The 18,926-nt window shown below is 69.5% G+C and carries 14 protein-coding genes; 5 read left to right on the plus strand and 9 right to left on the minus strand.

Annotated elements, in window-relative coordinates:
• Positions 1-180 precede the first annotated feature (180 nt).
• The 3 genes from ACWDEX_RS25780 (at position 181) to ACWDEX_RS25790 (ending at position 4,146) form a co-directional block, all read left to right on the plus strand.
• Positions 181-1,506 carry a PhoH family protein gene (locus ACWDEX_RS25780; RefSeq protein WP_450466363.1) on the plus strand — a complete coding sequence of 442 codons (1,326 nt, stop codon included), beginning with the start codon at positions 181-183 and terminating at the stop codon, positions 1,504-1,506.
• A 395-nt stretch (positions 1,507-1,901) separates the two neighbouring features.
• Positions 1,902-2,651: an aggregation-promoting factor C-terminal-like domain-containing protein gene (locus tag ACWDEX_RS25785; protein WP_450466364.1), complete on the plus strand. Its 750-nt coding sequence runs from the start codon at positions 1,902-1,904 to the stop codon at positions 2,649-2,651.
• 172 nt (positions 2,652-2,823) lie between these two features.
• Positions 2,824-4,146 (plus strand): AI-2E family transporter, encoded by a 1,323-nt coding sequence (locus ACWDEX_RS25790; protein ID WP_450466366.1) that lies wholly within the window; start codon positions 2,824-2,826, stop codon positions 4,144-4,146.
• A gap of 160 nt (positions 4,147-4,306) precedes the next feature.
• Here ACWDEX_RS25790 and ACWDEX_RS25795 read toward each other — a convergent pair whose 3' ends face one another.
• Positions 4,307-4,840 (minus strand): alkyl hydroperoxide reductase, encoded by a 534-nt coding sequence (locus ACWDEX_RS25795; protein ID WP_450466368.1) that lies wholly within the window; start codon positions 4,838-4,840, stop codon positions 4,307-4,309.
• A 3-nt stretch (positions 4,841-4,843) separates the two neighbouring features.
• Positions 4,844-5,398, minus strand: coding sequence for a peroxiredoxin (locus ACWDEX_RS25800; protein WP_450466369.1), 555 nt, complete (start codon positions 5,396-5,398; stop codon positions 4,844-4,846).
• Positions 5,399-5,557: 159 nt separating this feature from the next.
• Between ACWDEX_RS25800 and ACWDEX_RS25805 the strand changes: the two genes are divergently transcribed.
• On the plus strand, positions 5,558-6,514 hold the full coding sequence (locus ACWDEX_RS25805) for a LysR substrate-binding domain-containing protein (RefSeq protein WP_450466370.1): 957 nt from the start codon (positions 5,558-5,560) through the stop codon (positions 6,512-6,514).
• Between the two features lie 55 nt (positions 6,515-6,569).
• Here ACWDEX_RS25805 and ACWDEX_RS25810 read toward each other — a convergent pair whose 3' ends face one another.
• From ACWDEX_RS25810 to ACWDEX_RS25820, 3 genes are read right to left on the minus strand one after another with little or no spacing between them, the layout of a single operon-like run.
• Positions 6,570-8,924 carry an ABC transporter permease gene (locus ACWDEX_RS25810; protein WP_450466371.1) on the minus strand — a complete coding sequence of 785 codons (2,355 nt, stop codon included), beginning with the start codon at positions 8,922-8,924 and terminating at the stop codon, positions 6,570-6,572.
• Positions 8,921-9,610: an ABC transporter ATP-binding protein gene (locus tag ACWDEX_RS25815; RefSeq protein WP_450466372.1), complete on the minus strand. Its 690-nt coding sequence runs from the start codon at positions 9,608-9,610 to the stop codon at positions 8,921-8,923. Before ACWDEX_RS25815 ends, ACWDEX_RS25810 begins: the two co-directional genes overlap by 4 nt.
• On the minus strand, positions 9,607-10,131 hold the full coding sequence (locus ACWDEX_RS25820) for a PadR family transcriptional regulator (protein WP_450466373.1): 525 nt from the start codon (positions 10,129-10,131) through the stop codon (positions 9,607-9,609). The genes ACWDEX_RS25815 and ACWDEX_RS25820 overlap by 4 nt, the downstream gene beginning before the upstream one ends.
• A gap of 256 nt (positions 10,132-10,387) precedes the next feature.
• Here ACWDEX_RS25820 and ACWDEX_RS25825 point away from each other — a divergent pair, with 256 nt between their 5' ends.
• Positions 10,388-12,685: a transglycosylase domain-containing protein gene (locus tag ACWDEX_RS25825; RefSeq protein ID WP_450466375.1), complete on the plus strand. Its 2,298-nt coding sequence runs from the start codon at positions 10,388-10,390 to the stop codon at positions 12,683-12,685.
• 50 nt (positions 12,686-12,735) lie between these two features.
• On the opposite strand, the gene ACWDEX_RS25830 is transcribed toward ACWDEX_RS25825, so the two are convergent.
• From ACWDEX_RS25830 to ACWDEX_RS25845, 4 genes are all read right to left on the minus strand, one after another.
• Positions 12,736-14,199, minus strand: coding sequence for a catalase (locus ACWDEX_RS25830; protein WP_450466376.1), 1,464 nt, complete (start codon positions 14,197-14,199; stop codon positions 12,736-12,738).
• 151 nt (positions 14,200-14,350) lie between these two features.
• Entirely contained in the window at positions 14,351-16,459 is a 2,109-nt protein-coding gene (locus ACWDEX_RS25835) for a SpoIIE family protein phosphatase (protein WP_450466378.1), read from the minus strand.
• 261 nt (positions 16,460-16,720) lie between these two features.
• Complete coding sequence (gene fomD / locus ACWDEX_RS25840) at positions 16,721-17,413, minus strand: cytidylyl-2-hydroxypropylphosphonate hydrolase (protein ID WP_450466380.1); 693 nt, start codon at positions 17,411-17,413, stop codon at positions 16,721-16,723.
• Positions 17,414-17,494: 81 nt separating this feature from the next.
• The gene (locus ACWDEX_RS25845; protein ID WP_450466381.1) at positions 17,495-18,880 is read right to left on the minus strand and encodes a class II fumarate hydratase; all 1,386 of its coding nucleotides are present in this window, start codon (positions 18,878-18,880) and stop codon (positions 17,495-17,497) included.
• Between the last annotated feature and the right edge of the window lie 46 nt (positions 18,881-18,926).

Raw genomic sequence — 18,926 nt, forward strand, 5'->3', positions numbered from 1 at the left:
CGTATCTCAGCGGACGGCAGGGGCCGTCCGCCCGGGAGGCCCTTTGCACCAGCCCGACCGTGTGGCCACCGCACGGAGGAAGCGGCTCAGGGCCGGTTCTCGGCCCGTGCATCGCGGCCGGCAACCGGTCCAGTTCCTTCTCGTCGCTCCCCGACCTCATCCGAGGGGGTACGTCCTTCCGTGGTGACCAGCACAGAGCGCCGCAAGCCAGACCGGCGCACCTTCGTTCTCGACACCAGCGTTCTGCTGGCCGACCCGAACGCCATGAGCCGCTTCGACGAGCACGAGGTCGTGCTCCCGATCGTCGTGGTCACGGAGCTGGAGGCCAAGCGGCACCATCCCGAACTCGGCTACTTCGCCCGCCAGGCCCTACGCCTGTTGGACGACTGCCGTGTGCGGTACGGCCGCCTCGACGCCCCCATCCCGATCGGTGACCTCGGCGGGACCCTCCGGGTCGAGCTCAACCACTCGGACCCCAGCGTGCTGCCCACCGGCTACCGCCTGGGGGACAACGACTCCCGCATCCTCGCGGTCGCCCGCAACCTGCAGGCCGAGGGGTTCGACGTCACCGTCGTGTCCAAGGACCTCCCACTCAGGATCAAGGCGTCGTCCGTCGGCCTCCTCGCCGAGGAGTACCAGGCGGAGCTGGCCGTCACGGACTCCTCCGGCTGGACCGGAATGTCCGAGCTGGCCCTGCCAGGGGAGCAGGTGGACATCCTCTTCGAGGAAGGACACCTGCACGTCCCCGAGGCCGTCGACCTCCCCGTGCACACCGGCCTGAGGATCCGGTCGGAGCGGGGCAAGGCGCTGGGGCGGGTGACCCCCGAGGGCCAGGTCCGCCTGGTGCGCGGGGACCGGGAGGCGTTCGGTATCAAGGGCCGCAGCGCGGAGCAGCGGATCGCCCTCGATCTGCTCCTCGACCCGGACGTCGGGATCGTGTCGATGGGCGGCCGGGCCGGCACCGGCAAGTCGGCGCTGGCGTTGTGCGCGGGCCTGGAGGCGGTGCTGGAGCGCAGGCAACACCAGAAGGTGATGGTCTTCCGGCCGCTGTACGCGGTGGGCGGGCAGGAACTCGGTTATCTGCCGGGCACCGAGGCCGAGAAGATGAGCCCCTGGGCGCAGGCGGTCTTCGACACGCTGTCCGCGGTCACCAGCCGTGAGGTCATCGAAGAGGTCACCGCCCGCGGAATGCTGGAGGTCCTCCCGCTCACCCACATCCGGGGCCGCTCGCTCCACGACGCGTTCGTCATCGTCGACGAGGCCCAGTCACTCGAACGGAACGTCCTGTTGACCGTTCTGTCCCGGATCGGCGCCAACTCGCGGGTCGTTCTGACCCACGACGTGGCCCAGCGGGACAACCTGCGGGTCGGCCGGTACGACGGAGTCGTCGCCGTCGTGGAGAAACTGAAGGGTCATCCGCTCTTCGCGCACGTCACGCTCACCCGGTCCGAAAGGTCCAGGATTGCTGCACTTGTGACGGAGATGCTCGAAGACGGAGCGATCTGAACCGAGCGTCCGATGTGAGCTGGTTACCCGTCAGTTGGCGCCGTCCGGCAAAGGCGAAGAGCCTAGCCGGGCGGCGCCTTCGTGTGGAACGGTTTCCAGGAATCCCCGGGGCGAACGGGATGTGAGCTTTCACACGCAACTCGGAATTGCCACCCGGCGTCGGGTTGCGGCAGAGTCTCACTCCTGTCAGGCCCCGCATACGGCACAGTGCTACCCCCAGCGGTAGTGCACAACCGAAGTACCAGAACTGCATAGAGCCGTCGTATGCCGCCCGCGCACCACGCAGCACTCCCGCGACGGGAGTTGCCCACCGGGCCCGTGCCTCCCGTGACCCTGCAGTGGGGAGGCCAGCGTCAAGGGCACGATTGCGTCCGCCAGGGTCACCGAAGCGGGCGATGCTGGAAGGAAACCGTGTGAGCCGGATTTCGGTCCGGGGATTCGCAGTGGCTTCGGCCACGGCGGTCACCGCTGTCGGAAGCGTCGTCGGAGTTGCCTCGGGCAGCACTGCCCAGAACAACAACGACGCCGAGGCGACGGCAAGCGACTCGACGCTTCTCCTCGCGGACATCCCCGCCGGACAGCAGGCCCAGGTACAGACCGCGTCCCTGACGCAGCAGGCCGACGTCCAGGCCATCGCCGCGGACGCGAGCGCCAAGAAGGACGCCGAGGCGGCGGCCCGCAAGCAGGCGGCTGCCGACGCGATCGCCAAGCAGAAGGCCGCCAAGCAGGCCGAGGCGGAAGCCAAGGCCCGCAAGGAAGCCCAGGAGAAGGCCAGCCGCGACGCCGCGCGCGAAAAGCTCGCCTCCACTTCCGCCGGCGCCGGCACTTCCAGCTTCCCCGTCCAGAGCTCGTACACCGTCGCTCAGGTACAGGCGATGGCACGCCAGATCGTGCCGGCCGGCCAGTTCCAGTGCTTCAGCAACATCGTGAACCACGAGTCCAGCTGGAACTACCGAGCGGTCAACGCCGGCTCAGGTGCCTACGGCCTCGTCCAGGCCCTGCCCGGCTCCAAGATGTCGTCGGCCGGCGCCGACTGGCAGACCAACCCCGCCACGCAGATCAAGTGGGGCCTCAACTACATGAACGGCCGCTACGGCAGCCCCTGCGGCGCCTGGTCGTTCTGGTCGGCCAACCACTGGTACTGAGCGGGACTCCGCGCACGCGCGGTCTGTCAACCTCACGATGCCCCTCACCGTCTAACGGTGAGGGGCATCGGTTGTTCACGCTCGTCGGCCCCCGCCATGTACCGTCGGAACGGACGACTTCCAGGGGGGAGTGGTGAGCAGCACCCGGGGACACGGGGGAAGAGGACGGATCATGTCGCAAGTGCCAGGGTGGCTCGGGCGGGTCGGAGCCGGCCTTACCCAGATGGGTGAGCGGCTCGACGAACGCCGCGCCGAGGTCGAGAAGGAACACGACCAGTCCGAGCCGCCCTCGGCGGTGGACCATGTCCCGCCACCCCCGGCGTACGCCCCCGCGGTACGGGCGCGCCCACATCCCGTCGAGGCGGTGCCGTGGGGCGTACGGGTGGCGGCCGAGGCGGGCTGGCGGCTGCTGATCCTCGCGGGCACGGTCTGGATGCTGATGCGGGTCATCAGCGCCGTGAAGCTGGTGGTGCTGGCGTTCGTGGCCGCGCTGCTCATCACGGCGCTGCTGCAGCCCGCCGTGGCGCGGCTGACCCGCCACGGAGTGCCACGAGGGCTGGCGACGGCGCTGACCGCGGTGTTCGGCTTCGTCATCATGGGCCTGATCGGGTGGTTCGTGACGTGGCAGGTGATGGAGAACATCGACTCGCTGTCCAGCCAGATCCAGAACGGCATCGATGAGCTGCGCAAGTGGCTGCTGAACAGCCCCTTCCATGTCACCGACAAGCAGATCAACGAGATCGCGAAGAACCTGCGGAACGCGGTCGGCGCGAACACCGACCAGATCACGTCGGCGGGTCTGGAAGGCGTGACGGTCATCGTGGAGGCCCTGACGGCCATCCTCCTGACGATGTTCTCCACCCTGTTCCTGATGTACGACGGCCGGCGCATCTGGGAGTGGACGCTCAAGCTGGTGCCGGCGGCGGCGCGAGCGGGCGTGGCCGGCGCGGGCCCGCGGGCGTGGCGCACGCTGACGGCCTACGTCCGTGGCACGGTGCTCGTGGCGCTGATCGACGCGGTTTTCATCGGTCTGGGGATCTACTTCCTGGACGTCCCGATGGCCGTGCCGCTCGCCGTCTTCATCTTCCTCTTCTCCTTCATCCCCCTGGTGGGCGCGGTCGCGTCGGGCGCGCTGGCCGTGGTGGTGGCGCTGGTCACGCAGGGCGTCTTCACCGCCGTCATGACCCTGGTCGTGGTGCTCGCCGTCCAGCAGATCGAGGGGCACGTCCTCCAGCCGTTCATCCTGGGCCGGGCCGTGCGGGTGCATCCGCTCGCGGTGGTCCTGTCGGTGGCGGCCGGAGGGATGGTCGCGGGCATAGGCGGCGCGGTGGTGGCGGTGCCGCTGGTGGCGGTGGCGAACACCGTGGTGAGCTACCTGCGCTCGTACTCGCTCGAAGCGGCAGTGGACGGGACGCCACAGCCCACGGCTCCGCAGACGCCACAGCCCGAAGCCCCGCAGCCTGCGGCTTCGCCGTCGTCCGACACGCCGGCGTAGGGACTCCGGCCCGGAACAGCACCGGCCCCCGCCCACCGCGAGGTGGACGGGGGCCGCTTTCGTCTCCGGTGCCACGTGGTGCCGCGTCCGGGGCGCTGGGGAAAGCACCGGACCCCGCCCACCGTGAGGTGGACGGGGTCCAGGTCGAGGCGGTCGCGGATTACTCCGCGAGGACCGCCTCCGCGTCCAGCGTCACGCCGACCGCCTGGATCACCGAAGCGATCTTGAAGGCCTCCTGGACGGTCTCACGGGACATGCCGGCCTTCACCAGCACCTGCTCGTGCGAGTCCAGGCACATTCCGCAGCCGTTGATCGCGGACACCGCGAACGACCACAGCTCGAAGTCGACCTTCTCCACGCCCGGGTTGCCGATGACGTTCATCCGCAGCCCCGCGCGCAGGGTGCCGTACTCGTGGTCCGAGAGCAGGTGGCGCGTGCGGTAGAAGACGTTGTTCATCGCCATGATGGCGGCCGCGGACTTCGCCGCGGTGTACGCCTCCGGCGTGAGGTTCGCCTTCGCCTCGGGCTCCAGCTCGCGCAGCACGATCGGCGAGCGCGACGCGATCGCCGTGGCCAGCACCGTGCCCCACAGCTGCTGCGCCGGGAGGTCGGAGTTGCCGATGACCGAGCCCAGGTTGAGCTTCAGGTCCTTGGCGTAGTCCGGAACGGCGGCCTTGAGGGAGTCGAGGGACATGACTCACTCACCGGCCAGGAGCGCGACCGGGTCGAGGGTCTCGTCGCCCTTGCTCCAGTTGCACGGGCACAGCTCGTCGGTCTGCAGGGCGTCCAGGACCCGCAGGACCTCCTTGGGGTTACGGCCGACGGAGCCGGCGGTCACCATGGTGAACTGGATCTCGTTGTTCTGGTCCACGATGAAGACCGCACGCTGCGCGAAGCCGTCCTCGCCCTCGATGCCCAGGGCGCGCATCAGCTCGTGCTTCGAGTCCGCCAGCATCGGGAAGGGCAGGTCGCGCAGGTCCGCGTGGTCCTTGCGCCAGGCGTGGTGCACGAACTCGGAGTCGCCGGAGAAGCCGAGGACCTGGGCGTCACGGTCGGCGAACTCGTCGTTCAGCTTGCCGAAGGCCGCGATCTCGGTCGGGCACACGAAGGTGAAGTCCTTGGGCCAGGCGAAGACGATCTTCCACTTGCCCTCGTAGGTCTTGTGGTTGATCTGCTCGAACTCCTTGCCCTTCTCCAGCGAGACGCAGGCGGTCAGGTCGAACTCGGGGAACTTGTCACCGACAGTGAGCACGTGCTCTCCTTGCAGCGAAGAAACACCTCAGTCACAAGGTGTTTCTCATGGGTTGGACAACAACGATCCTGACACAGGGGCATTGATTCGGGAAATAGCTACACTCGGTCGTGTTGATCGGTAGCGTCTATCAGTGACTATGAGTAAGGGAGTGCCGTGATGGCCGGGACCAGAACCAGCGGGCGCCGTCAGCCCAGTCTCGCCCAGTTGCGTGCCTTCTCCGCCGTCGCCGAGCACCTCCACTTCCGGGATGCCGCCGCGGCCATCGGTATGAGCCAGCCCGCGCTCTCGGGTGCCGTCTCCGCCCTGGAGGAGGCCCTCGGCGTCACTCTCCTCGAGCGCACCACCCGCAAGGTGCTCCTCTCGTCGGCCGGGGAGCGCCTCGCCGTCCGGGCCAAGGCGGTGCTGGACGAGGTCGGCGCGCTCATGGAGGAGGCCGAAGCCGTCCGGGCTCCCTTCACCGGGGCGCTGCGGCTCGGCGTGATCCCGACCGTCGCACCGTACCTCCTGCCCACCGTTCTCAGGCTCGTCCACGACCGCTACCCGCAGCTCGACCTCCAGGTCCACGAGGAACAGACCTCCAGCCTGCTCGACGGTCTCACCAGCGGCCGCCTCGACCTGCTGCTGCTCGCCGTGCCCCTCGGTGTGCCCGGCGTCGTCGAACTCCCCCTCTTCGATGAGGACTTCGTACTGGTCACCCCGCCCGAACACCGGCTCGGTGGACAGGAGGGCATACCCCGGGAAGTCCTGCGCGAGCTGAACCTGCTGCTCCTCGACGAGGGGCACTGCCTGCGCGACCAGGCCCTCGACATCTGCCGGGAGGCCGGCCGGCGGGATGCGCCGGTGACGACGACCGCCGCCGGACTGTCCACCCTCGTCCAGCTCGTCGCCGGCGGACTCGGCGTCACGCTGCTTCCGCGCACCGCGCTGAAAGTGGAGACCGCCCGCAGCGACCAGCTACTCACCGGCTCCTTCCAGGCCCCGGCCCCGACCCGGCGCATCGCCCTCGCCATGCGCGCGGGCGCCGCGCGGGCGGCGGAGTACGAGGAACTGGCCGAGGCGCTCCGCGATGCGCTGCGGCCGCTGCCGGTACGGGTGTTGGGGCCCGAGGGCTGAAGAGGCGCGGGCACCTCCCCGTCCCAGGGAAGGTGCCCGCACGTTCGGCCGCCCGCTACTCCGTGCGCAGCCCCTCCGGCCGCATCAGCCGCAGCAGCGGCGGCAGGCTGCACAGCGTCACCAGCAGCACGACCCCCGCGCCGATGCCGACCATGCTCAGCACGCTCGGCCAGTGGACGCTCACCGTCTCGGCCGTCATCTTCAGCAGCACCGCGCCCAGCGTCAGCCCCACGGCCGAGGCCAGCAGCAGGCCCAGCGCTATCGGTATGGCCGTCTGCCACAGCACCGACAGACTCAGGGTGCGCCGCCGGGTGCCGAAGGCGACCAGCGCGGACAGCAGCTTCTTGCGCTCGCGTAGCTGCTCCAGTTGCGACACCAGCAGGCTCGCGCCGATCAGCAGCAGCACACAGGTGACGCCGATGAGCAGGCCGATGCGGATCTTGATGAACTTCGTGGACTGCTCGGTGGATGCCCAGACCGTCGTGTTCGAGAACAGGTCCGCGGCCACCGCCGTGTTGCGCACGTGCTCCTTGACGTACGGCACGGATTCGTCGAGGGAGAGGTAGATCTCTCCGCTGAGCGCCCCGGAGGCCTGGGCCGGCAGTGCGCTCGGTGTCATCAGGAAGCCGTCGCGCTCCATGCCGTTGGGGTCCTTGATGACACGGGCGTGCTTCAGGTCCTGCGGCACCGTCCACTTCACGTCGAGGGCGGTGCCCGAGACTTCGGAGGTGCCCAGGTGCAGCGTCCGGCCGGGCTTCGCCAACGCCTTGGTGTCGCCGCCGTCGTCCCGGCTGTTGCGCAGGGCGAAGACGTCACCGTCGTGGCAGGAGGGCAGGTCCGCCGTCTCGCGCAGCGCCGCGCAGTCGCCGACGCCGACCTGGACCATGCGCTGGGGTCCGTCGGCGGAGCGCCAACTGATGTCGCCCATGCTGCCGATACCGAGCGCCGTGGCCTTCCGTACGCCCTTGAGGGCGGCGAACTTCTCGGTGACCGGGGCGAGCGGGGTCCCGGGCGTTGTAGTCACCTGCATCTGCGCCCGGTCGAGGTCCTTCCCGGTGTCCGAGGTGTAGTCGCCCTCGATGCCCGCGAAGAGCATCTGCAGGGCGATCGCCCCGGCCACCGCGACGGCGATGCCGTTCACCTGGCGGGTTGCCATTCCGCTGCTCACCTGCAGCCGCCGTACGGCCAGTTGCCAAGCCACCCCGCCCCCGCCGAGGCGCCCGACGACCGCCTCCACGACCCAGGGCAGCAGTGCGGTCACGCCGGCCAGCAGGAGCAGGATGCCACCGATCACCAGGAGCTGGTTGAAGTTCCCCTGGTCGCGGCCCTGGCCGAACATCGGGTAGAGCATGGCCAGTCCGGCCAGCGGCAGCAGCAGCCGCCACCACAGGCGGCGCCGCGCGGGCTTGGCCGTGCGGACCACGCCGAGCGGCTCGATGACCACCCCGCGCATCGCGAGCAGGGTGACCAGCACGGCCGCCGCCGGGACGGCGACCACGACCAGCGCCGCCAGCGCGGGCGTGGGGTTGAGGTCGCCGGGGAACACGCTGATGTCCTGGATCTCGACCAAGCCGGCGGCCTCACGGCCGATCAGGAAGAAGACCGCGCCGAAGACCAGTCCGAGCAGCGAGCCCGACAGCGCCTCGCCCGCCGCGATCCGGCGGGTCATCCGGCTGTCGGAGCCGACCAGGCGCAGTGCGGCCAGCCTGCGGTCACGCCGCTCTCCGCCGAACCGCACGGCCGCGGCGATGAACACCGCCACCGGCGTCAGCAGCACCACGAAGGCGACCAGCACCAGCAGGATCAGTACCGGGTCCAATTTCGTGGACGTCTGGTCCGTGGATCCGAACGCGTCGAGCCGGGCCACCTCCCAGTTCTTGCCGAGGCGCTGCTCCAGGTCATCCGCGCCGGCGTAGTAGGCGAGTTCCTGGGAGCCGATGAGTCCGCTCTCGCCGATCGTCCCCACCACCCGGTACGGAAGCCGCTCGCGCAGCACCTTTCCGTCGCCGGAGTCGAGCAGTTCCTTCAGTGCGGGGGAGACGACCATGTCGCCGGCGGCCGGGTACTTCGTCAGGCCGGGCGCGAGCGTGGCCCGCGGCCCGTCGGGCTGCACCAGCCGGCCGCGGACGTTCTTGTTGTCGTAGGTCGTGTCGAGCTTGGCGATCACCAGGGTGTTGTCGGCCTTCGGCCGCTCGGGGTTGTCGTAGTGGACCGGGTAGTCCGCGCGGGCATTGCCCCGCTGCTCCCGTGCCGTCAGCGCGCTCGGGATCGCGGTCGTCAGCAGCAGCAGTGCCACGCCGAGCCCCACGCCGACGGCCGTCAGCAGCACCCGGATCCAGCCCTCGCGTCCGCCGGTGAAAGCGAACTTGGCCCCCATGCGCAGATCGCGGGACCACTGGCGCACGCTCATACGGCGCGCTCCATGTCCCGGGACTTCCCGTCGCGCACGACGATCTCGCGGTCGGAGTAGGCGGCCACCCGCGTCTCGTGGGTGACGAGCACGACGGCGGCGTTGGTGGAGCGGGCGGCATCCGTCAGCAGCTCCATCACGCGTTCGCCGTTGAGGGAGTCGAGCGCGCCGGTCGGCTCGTCGGCGAACACCACGCGCGGGCTCGTGACCAGCGAGCGGGCGACGGCGACCCGCTGGCCCTGACCGCCGGACACCTCACCCGGCCGCTTCCGGCCCAGGTCGTCGACCTCCAGCCGCTGCATCCAGGAGAGCGCGGTGCGCTCGGCCGCCTTGCGCGGGGTGCCGTTCAGGCGCAGCGGCAGGGCCACGTTCTCCACACAGGTCAGCTCGGGCACGAGCTGACCGAACTGGAAGACGAACCCGAACTCCGAACGCCTGAGCGCGCTGCGCTGGGCGTCGGACATGGCGGACAGCTCACGGCCGTCGTAGGTGATCGTGCCCGAGTCGGGGGTGACGATCCCGGCGAGGCAGTGCAGCAGCGTGGACTTGCCGGAGCCGGAGGGGCCCATGACGGCGACGACCTCGCCGGGATGTATGGAGAACTCGGCGCCGTCCAGCGCGGCGGTCGGGCCGTAGGCCTTGCGCAGGTTCTCGGCCGCCAACAGGAAGCCAGGGGGAGGAGTCACCGGGTTACCGCCTCACGGAGCTTGTCGAGGCGCGCGGCGGTGAGCTCCAGCCACCGCAGGTCGGCCTCCAGATGGAACAGGGCGTGGTCACAGATGAGCTGGTCCGCCAGGTCGCCCCGGCGCTTGCGGTCGGTCAGGATCCGCATGGTGCGCAGGTGTTCGGAGCGCTGGGTGTCGAGGATGTCGGCGGCGTCGCGGTGGGTGAGCAGGGCCAGGACGACCTTGGTGTAGAGGGTCGACTGGAGGTACAGCTCAGGCTTCTCAGGGGTGGTCAGCCACTGTTCGACATCCGTGACGCCGGCCTCGGTGATGGCGTACCGCTTGCGTTCGGGGCCGCCGCCCGCCTCGATCCCGTCGACCTCGACGAGGCCGTTCTTCAGCAGGCGGGACATCGTCGAGTAGACCTGGCCGTAGTGCAGAGGCCGGTCGTGACCGAACTTCTCGTCGAAGGCGCGCTTCAGGTCGTAACCGTGGCGCGGCCCGGACTCCAGGAGACCCAGGAGGGTGTGACCGATGGACATGGGAACACTGTACACACAGCGTATACATCGTGCGTATACACGGGGTGTATACGTCGCGCCGAAGGCCACGTTTCCAGCACGGCTGGCAACCTTCCGCGCCTCCCGCTCGTCGTTCGGGTAGGGCGGGTGCTGATTGTCACGTCCATAAAAGGCGGGATCGGCGGCCCTTTGTCATAGCGCGCGGTGTTAGTTTTCTGAGCTGGCCTGGGCCACGTACCTGTGTGAAAGACGAGAGTGGAGCGGAGCGGAGCGACTGATGGGACGAGCGGACGAGAGACGAGCGCGACAGCGCGGTGGCCGCCGCGCGGCGCCCAAGGGCTCGCCCAAGCGCGGCATACGCAGGTTCTTCACCTGGAAGACGATCCTTGGCTCACTGTTCGGCTTCATATTGCTCGGCATGGGCGCGTTCGTCGTGATGTACATGCTGATCGACATCCCGGAGGGCAACGCCGCCGCCCAGCAGCAGAGCAACATCTACAGGTACAGCGACGGCTCGGTACTCGCGCGCACCGGTGACGTCAATCGCGAGAACGTCGACCTCGCCGAAGTCCCCAAGGGCGTCCAGCGCACCTTCGTCGCCGCCGAGAACAAGAGTTTCTACTCGGACTCCGGTGTCGACCTGAAGGGCACGGCCCGCGGTCTGCTCAACACCCTCTCCGGCAAGGGCGCGCAGGGCGGTTCGACGATCACCCAGCAATACGTCAAGAACTACTACCTGACCCAGGACCAGACCGTCTCGCGCAAGCTGAAGGAACTGGTCATCTCGCTGAAGCTGGACCGCCAGAAGTCCAAGGACTACATCCTCGCGGGCTACATCAACACCAGCTACTACGGCCGGGGCGCCTTCGGCATCCAGGCCGCCGCGCAGGCGTACTACCACAAGGACGCCAAGGACCTCAAGGTCGAGGAGGGCGCGTACCTGGCGGCGCTGCTCCAGGCGCCGAGCCAGTACGACTGGGCGGTCGCCAGCGACACGGGCAAGAGGCTCGTTCGGGAGCGCTGGAACTACGTCCTGAACAACATGGTCGGCCAGCACTGGCTGGACGCGGGCGAGCGCCAGTCCATGAAGTTCCCGGTGCCGAAGGCGCCCAAGCCCGCGCCCGGCATCAAGAAGGGGCAGACCGGCTACCTGGTGGAGCAGGCCAAGACGGAGCTGATGAAGCAACTCGTCGCCCAGGGCACCGCCTCCACCCTCAGTGACGCCAAGGCGATGGTCGACGCGGGCGGCTGGACCGTCACGGTGAACATCGACAAGAAGAAGCAGGCCCAACTGGAGCGGGCCGTCAAGGACACGCTGACCAGCAAGCTGGACCCGAAGAAGCGTCCCGTCGACGGCGATGTCCAGCCGGGTGCCGTGTCGGTCGACCCGAAGACCGGCCGGGTCCTCGCCATGTACGGCGGCGCGGACTACTTCAAGCACTACACGAACAACGCGACCCGCCGCGACTACCAGCCCGCGTCCACCTTCAAGCCGCTGATCCTCGCGGCCGCCCTGGAGGAGAAGGCCAAGACGCAGGACGGCCGGGAGATCAACGCGAACACCATCTACGACGGCAGGAACCGCCGCCCGGTCCAGGGCAGCTCGATCGGCTTCGCCCCGCCGAACGAGGACGACGTGAACTACGGCGACATCACCGTCCAGACGGCGATGAACAAGTCCGTGAACTCGGTCTTCGCACAGATGGGCGTCGACGTCGGCATGGACGAGGTGCTGAAGGTCGCCGGCTCGCTCGGCATGGACACCAAGGACCTGCCGGCCGTGCCCGCGCAGACCCTCGGCTCCATGGGCGCGAGCCCGCTGGAGATGGCCGGCGCCTACGCGACCCTCGACAACCACGGCAAGAAGGTCACCCCGGCGCTCGTCAAGTCGGCCGAGCACAAGGACCGCGAGGTCACGTTCCCGGATCCGATCGGCGACCAGGTCATCAGCCGTGAGGCCGCCGACACGGTCACCTCGGTGCTCACCGGCGTGGTCGACGACGGTACGGCCCGGGTGTCGGTGCGCGACAATCCGGCGCGCGACGGCCAGCAGGTCGCCGGCAAGACGGGTACGTCCGACAGCAACAAGTCCGCCTGGTTCACGGGCTACACGCCGAACCTCGTCACCTCGGTCGGCCTGTTCGGTGAGAACGCGAAGCCGCCGCACAACCAGGTCACCCTGACCGGTGCCACGGGCCTCATCCCGGGCAAGGGCCGCATCAACGGCGGCGGCTACCCGGCACAGATCTGGGCCGCGTACACCTTCGGCGCGATGGGCGAGGTCAGCAAGTTCGACCTGGACACCACACAGGGCGCGGCGGTCCGGCCGACTCAGGCGCCGACGACGCCGTCGACGAAGCCGACCACCACGCCGTCGACGACGCCGACCACGCAGGAGCCGACGTCCGAGCCGCCGACGACCCCGCCCGCGACGACGCCGACCACGCAGGAGCCGACGTCCGAGCCGCCGACGACGGACGAGCCGACGAGCCCGGAGCCCCCGCCGACGACGACGGACGACCCGCTCGACCCGATCAACCCGAACAAAACCAACAAACCGAACAGCAAGGAGTGACGAAGGGCGCCCGGTGGACCAGCCACCGGGCGCCCTTCGCGGCATGTGCCTCAGCCGCCGTTGACGTTGTTGGCGATACGGTCGCCGATCTTCTTGTCGACGTTGCGCCAGTACTGCAGCGCGCGGTCGAGGACAGGGCGGGTGACGCCGTTCTTCAGGTGGCCGGTGACGTTCGAGACCAGCCGGTCGCGGGCCGCGTCGTCCAGTACCTGGCGGACCATGGTGCCCGCCTGACCGAAGTCGTCGTCCTCGCGGTGCAGCGCGGAGGCCTCGCGGACCATCTCACCGGCCGTCTGCCAGCCAGCGATGTCGCCGAACCGGTCGGTGTCCGCGGCCGGGCCGCCGTACGAGTTGGGTGCGTACGGGGCGCCGGTGCGCGTGGGCTCGTAGCGCATCGGGCCGTCCTTGGCGTACGAGTACACCTGCGAGCGCGGCCGGTTGGGCGGTAGCTGCGCATAGTTCGGACCGATGCGGTAGCGGTGCGTGTCCGGGTACGAGAAGAGCCGGCCGAGCAGCATCTTGTCCGGGGACGGGCCGATGCCCGGCACCATGTTGGACGGTTCGAACGCGGCCTGCTCGATGTGGACGAAGTAGTCCTCGGGGTTCTTGTTCAGGGTCATCCGGCCGACCTCGATCAGCGGGTAGTCGCCGTGCGGCCACACCTTGGTCAGGTCGAACGGGTTGAAGCGGTAGTCCGGTGCGTCGTCGAACGGCATCACCTGTACATGGACCGTCCAGGACGGGTGTTCGCCGCGCTCGATCGCGTAGAACAGGTCGCGGCGGTGGACGTCGGGGTCCTCACCCGCCAGATGGTCCGCCTCCTCCTGGGTGAGGAAGTCGATGCCCTGGTCGGTCTTGATGTGGTACTTGATCCAGAACTTCTCGCCGCCTGCGTTGACCCACATGTAGGTGTGAGAGGAGTACCCGTTCATGTTTCGGTACGTCTTCGGGATGCCGCGGTCCCCCATGAGCCACGTCACCATGTGCGCGGACTCGGGGGAGAGGGTCCAGAAGTCCCACTGCATGTTGTTGTCGCGCAGCGCGTTGTCGGGGCGGCGCTTCTGGGAGCGGATGAAGTCCTGGAACTTCTGCGGATCACGGACGAAGAAGATCGGCGTGTTGTTGCCGACCATGTCGTAGTTCCCGTACTCCGTGTAGAACTTCAGCGCGAAACCACGTGGGTCGCGCCAGGTGTCGGGGGTGCCGAGCTCGCCCGCCACGGTCGAGAAGCGCGCCAGCATCTCCGTGCGCTTCCCGGGCTGGAACAGGTCTGCCTTGGTGAACTGGCTGACGTCATTGGTTACTTCGAAGATCCCGTACGCGCCACTGCCCTTGGCGTGCACCACCCGCTCGGGGACCCGTTCCCGGTTGAACTGGGCCATCTTCTCGATCAGGTAGTGGTCCTGGAGCAGGATGGGGCCGTCGGAACCCACGGTCAGCGAGTGCTCGTCGCTCTCGACCGGGATCCCGGCGTTGTTGGTCGTGTACGGAAGCTGCTGGGGTGCCTGGGTCACGAGCGTCCTCCCGTCAAGATTGAGAGAGCCGGTCAGGTCGCTTCGCTCACGCCAGCAGTCAACTCCGCCACCGGGATATCGGCAACTTTTGGACGCGGTCCAAATCCGGTCCTCCTTCGGACTCGGTGGGAGGGCCGCCCCGGGTCGGCCCTCAGCCCCGGTTCAGCTCGAACCAGACCACCTTCCCGGTGCTCAGCCGGGTCGCACCCCAGCGCCGGGCCAGCCGGTTCACCAGGTAGAGCCCGCGCCCGCCCTCGTCCGTGGCCCGCGCCTGCCTCAGGCGCGGCAACTGCGGCACATCGTCACCGACCTCGCAGCGCAGCACGTCGGTGCGCAGCAGCCGCAGCGTGACCGGTCGTGACGTATAGCGCACGGCATTGGTCACCACCTCGCTGACCAGCAGCTCCACCGAGTCCGTCAGCTCCTCCAGGCCCCAGCGGGCGAGTGCCCTGCGGGCCAGGCGCCGGGCCCGGCTCGGGGCCGCGTCCTCGGGCTCCAGGAACCAGTACGCGACGTCGCTCGGCGCGATCCCGTCGAAGCGGGCGGCGAGCAGCGCGATGTCGTCGTCGCGGTCGCCGGGCCCGAGCATGTCGAGCACCTCGTCGCACAGCGCCTCCAGCGGCGGCGGGTGGTCGGTGCCGGTGAGCTGGGCGGTCGCGGCGAGTTTCTCCCGTAGCTGCTCTATCCCGGTCCACACGTCCCTGAGGCGCGACTCGACGAGTCCGTCGGTGTACAGCAGCAGGGTCGCCCCGGCCGGCGCGTCCAGCTCCACCGCCTCGAAGTCCACCCCGCCCACACCGATGGGGGCGCCGGCCGGTACCCGCAACACCTCGGCCTCGCCGCCCAGATACAGCAGGACCGGCGGGGGATGCCCGGCGTTGGCGATGGTGATCCGGTGCGATACCGGGTCGTACACCGCGTACAGACAGGTGGCCATGCGGTCGGTGCCGAGCCGCTGGGCCTGCTCGTCGAGGTGGTGCAGTACCTCCTGCGGCGGAAGGTCGAGACCGGCGAGCGTCTGGGCCGTCGTCCGTAGCTGCCCCATGATCGCGGCGGAGGTCATGGAGTGCCCCATGACGTCGCCCACCACCAGCGCCACCCGGCTGCCCGGCAGCGGAATGGCGTCGTACCAGTCACCGCCGACCCGGGCGGTCTCGGCGGCCGGAAGGTAGCGGGAGGCCAGCCGTACTCCCGTTGGGTTCGGCAGGGTCTCCGGCAGCATCGTCCGCTGCAACTCGTCCGCGATGTACGCCTCACGGCCGTACAGCACCGCCTTGTCGATACCGAGGGCGCTGTGCGTGGCGAGCTGCGCGGCGACCAGCAGGTCGTCCGCGTCGAAGGCCATGCGCTCCCGGTGGCGCAGGAACAGCGCGGCGCCGATGACCCGGCGGCGGCCGCGCAACGGCGCGAGGATCGCACGCTGGCCCGTGGGAACCGCGAGGTCGTCGCCGAGCAGTTCGGGCAGCGCGGCACTGGCCGCGGGAGCGTCCGCGAAGACGGGCCGCACCCCGCGCAGCACCTCGGCGAGCGCACCGCCGGGCCGCACCTCGCACAGTTCGTTGCTGCGCGCCGCCAGGCCCGAGGTCTCCGGCACCGGCACCGGCAGGATCCCGTCCTCCAGGTCCCGGTCCTGCGGTATGCGGTCGGTGCGCCGCAGCCGCAGCACCAGGGGCCCGGTGGGTCGCTCGTCGCCCACGGGCAGCGGGTCGCGCAGATAGACGAGGATCGCGTCCGAGAAGGTCGGTACGGTCGCCCGGCACAGGCCCATCACGATCTCGTCGAGGTCTATACCGCGGGCGATCCGCCGGGTCGCGGCGCCCACGAAGCGCAGCCGGTCCCCGTCGCGCCGCATGGGCATGGGGCCGTTCGGCGGCGCCTGGCCGGTACGCCGGTCCGTTCCGCCGGGCGGGGCGGCGGGGCGGTCCCCTTCGCCGCCCTGCTGGGCCGGGATGCCTTCGGCGGCGGGGCGCGGCCGGTGCGCGCCGGGCTCGTGGGCCGCGGGCTGGGAATGCTCGGTGCCGTCCGCCGCGGGCAGCGGGGTGGACGTGCCGCCCTGGTTCCCCGAGGGGCCGTGCTGGGCGCAGGGCAGCGGCGTGGCGGACGTGTCGCCCGGGCGGGTCTGAGCGGGTAACGCCACGGTCGGCGAGGTGGGCAGCGGCTCCGGGGTACGCAGGAGTGCCCCGCGGGGGTCCGCGGGGACTATGCCCGGCTGGGGGCTCTCGTGGGAGGTCGGGTGCTCCGTCACGCGTGTCGAATCCATCCGTCCGGGGCTGCGCGCCGTGCGTGCAGTTCGTCCCGCAGAAATGCCGATACCCGGAATCCGTGCTCCGGGAACGGAATTCCCGCGCGCTCACACGCGGTCCATGATCCACCGGCCGGCCGGCCGTGGCCCTCGTACACCTCACTCACGTCTGCCGCCCCTCGGTGACGTCCGGTCAGGCCCAGTACATACTGCGGGAGTTGCTGTGCGCCCTTGCGGAGGACGATCCTACGGTTGTACCGCGGGGGCGCAACAAGGGTCTCATGAGGGCACGTACGCGGGCGTACGGTCCCAGTCCTCGGGCAGGGGCGGCACCGTCCAGGAGGGATCGGGACGCCAGTGCTGCCAGCCGTCCGAGAACGGCGGCCCCCAGGCGCCGATCACCTCCACGGCGGACCGTCCAGCCTCCCGCACCCGGTCGGCGAGCGAAGCGTCCATCAGGCCGTCCTGCTGGGCCTGTGCGAACTCGTCCTCGTCGCGCCAGCCCCAACTGCGGTCCGGGTAGACACAGATGTCCAGGAAATGGTCCTCGGAGTCGACCCCGCCGTCCCAACGGGCCAGCGGAGCCTCCAGATTGACGTACCAGTTCTTGAACCGCCAGCCCGGCTCCCAGAACAGCCACACCGACCAGGGTTCGCCGGGTCGCGCCAGCTTGAGCACGCCGGTGCCGAACCAGTGGTCGAGCTGAGTGGTCCGCGGCTTGGTGTAGCGGGACGTGAGCGGTTCGGCGTGCGGCGGCCTGCCGTCGAGCAGGGTGGGCCTGACGCACTGGGTGCCGGAGGCCAGCCACACGGCGAGCAGCTCGGAGTCGTCACGTACGACGGTCACGGGGCGTGCGATGTGGAAGCGCTCACCGGCGTTCTCCCGGTACCGCCACAGGATCTGGTCCCCGGGAGCCCAGTGCGCCACAGGCCCGCCCGTTCGCGCTCGTTTCACCGCTCCGTCCTCTGTCATGCAGAGATATTAGGTGCCCGAGGCATACGGTGCTGCGGTGCGCGTCACGGTTCGCGTCAGGTGCGGGCCGTGGCCCGGCCGTCACGGACGCGTCATCCGCAGGACGTCGAGCGCCTCGTCGAGCTGTTCGAGGGTGAGGGCGCCGCGCTCCACGTACCCGGATTCCAGGACGACCTGACGGATCGTCTTGCGTTCGGCGAGCGCCTTCTTGGCCACCTTGGCGGCCTCCTCGTACCCGATGTACTTGTTGAGCGGGGTGACGACGGAGGGCGAGGACTCGGCGTACTCACGGGCGCGTTCGCGGTGGGCGGTGATGCCGTCGACGGTACGGTCGGCGAGCAGCCGCGAGGCGCCTGCGAGCAACCGGACGGACTCGAGCACGTTCTTGGCGATGACCGGCAGCATGACGTTGAGTTCGAAGTTGCCGGAGGCGCCGGCGGTGGCGATGGTCGCGTCGTTCCCGACGACCTGGGCGGCGACCATGAGGACGGCCTCGGGAATGACGGGGTTGACCTTGCCGGGCATGATCGAGGAGCCGGGCTGCAGGTCGGGGAGGGCGATCTCGGCGAGCCCGGTCCGCGGTCCGGAAGCCATCCAGCGCAGATCGTTGGAGATCTTGGTCAATCCGACGGCGATGGTCCTGAGCTGCCCACTGACCTCGACGATCCCGTCCCGGGCACCCTGGGCCTCGAAGTGGTCGCGGGCCTCGGTGAGCGGCAGCCCGGTGACCCGGGCGACCTCGGCGATGACGGCGGCGGAGAAGCCGGGCGGGGTGTTGATCCCGGTCCCGACCGCGGTGCCGCCCAGCGGCAGCTCGGCGAGCCTCGGCAGCGAGGCGTTCAGCCGCTCGACGCCGTAGCGCACCTGGGCGGCGTACCCCCCGAACTCCTGCCCGAGTGTGACGGGGGTGGCGTCCATGAGGTGAGTCCGACCCGACTTCACGACATCCGCGAACTCGTCGGCCTTCCGTTCGAGAGAGGCGGCGAGGTGCTCGAGGGCGGGGACGAGGTCGCGGGTGACGGCGGCGGTGGCGGCGATGTGAATGCTGGACGGAAAGACGTCGTTGGAGGACTGGGACGCGTTGACATGGTCATTGGGGTGCACTTCGCGACCGAGCCGCTCACCGGCGAGCGTGGCGATGACCTCGTTGGTGTTCATGTTGGACGAGGTCCCGGATCCGGTCTGAAAGACGTCGATGGGGAACTGCTCGTCCCAGCGGCCTTCGGCGACCTCGGCGGCGGCCTCCTGGATGGCCTCGGCGAGATCCTCGTCGAGCACGCCCAGCTTCGCGTTGACCTTCGCGGCGGCGCCCTTGATGTGTGCGAGCGCCTCGATGTGCGCGCGCTCGATGCGCTGCCCGGAAATGGGAAAGTTCTCCACGGCCCGCTGGGTCTGCGCCCGCCACTTGGCGTGGACGGGGACCCGCACTTCACCCATGGAGTCGTGCTCGACGCGGTATTCGTTCATACCGGGTACAGCACTGGGGCGGCCGCGGATGTTCCGGAAGGTGGGC

This window comes from Streptomyces sp. NPDC001020, from assembly GCF_053599115.1.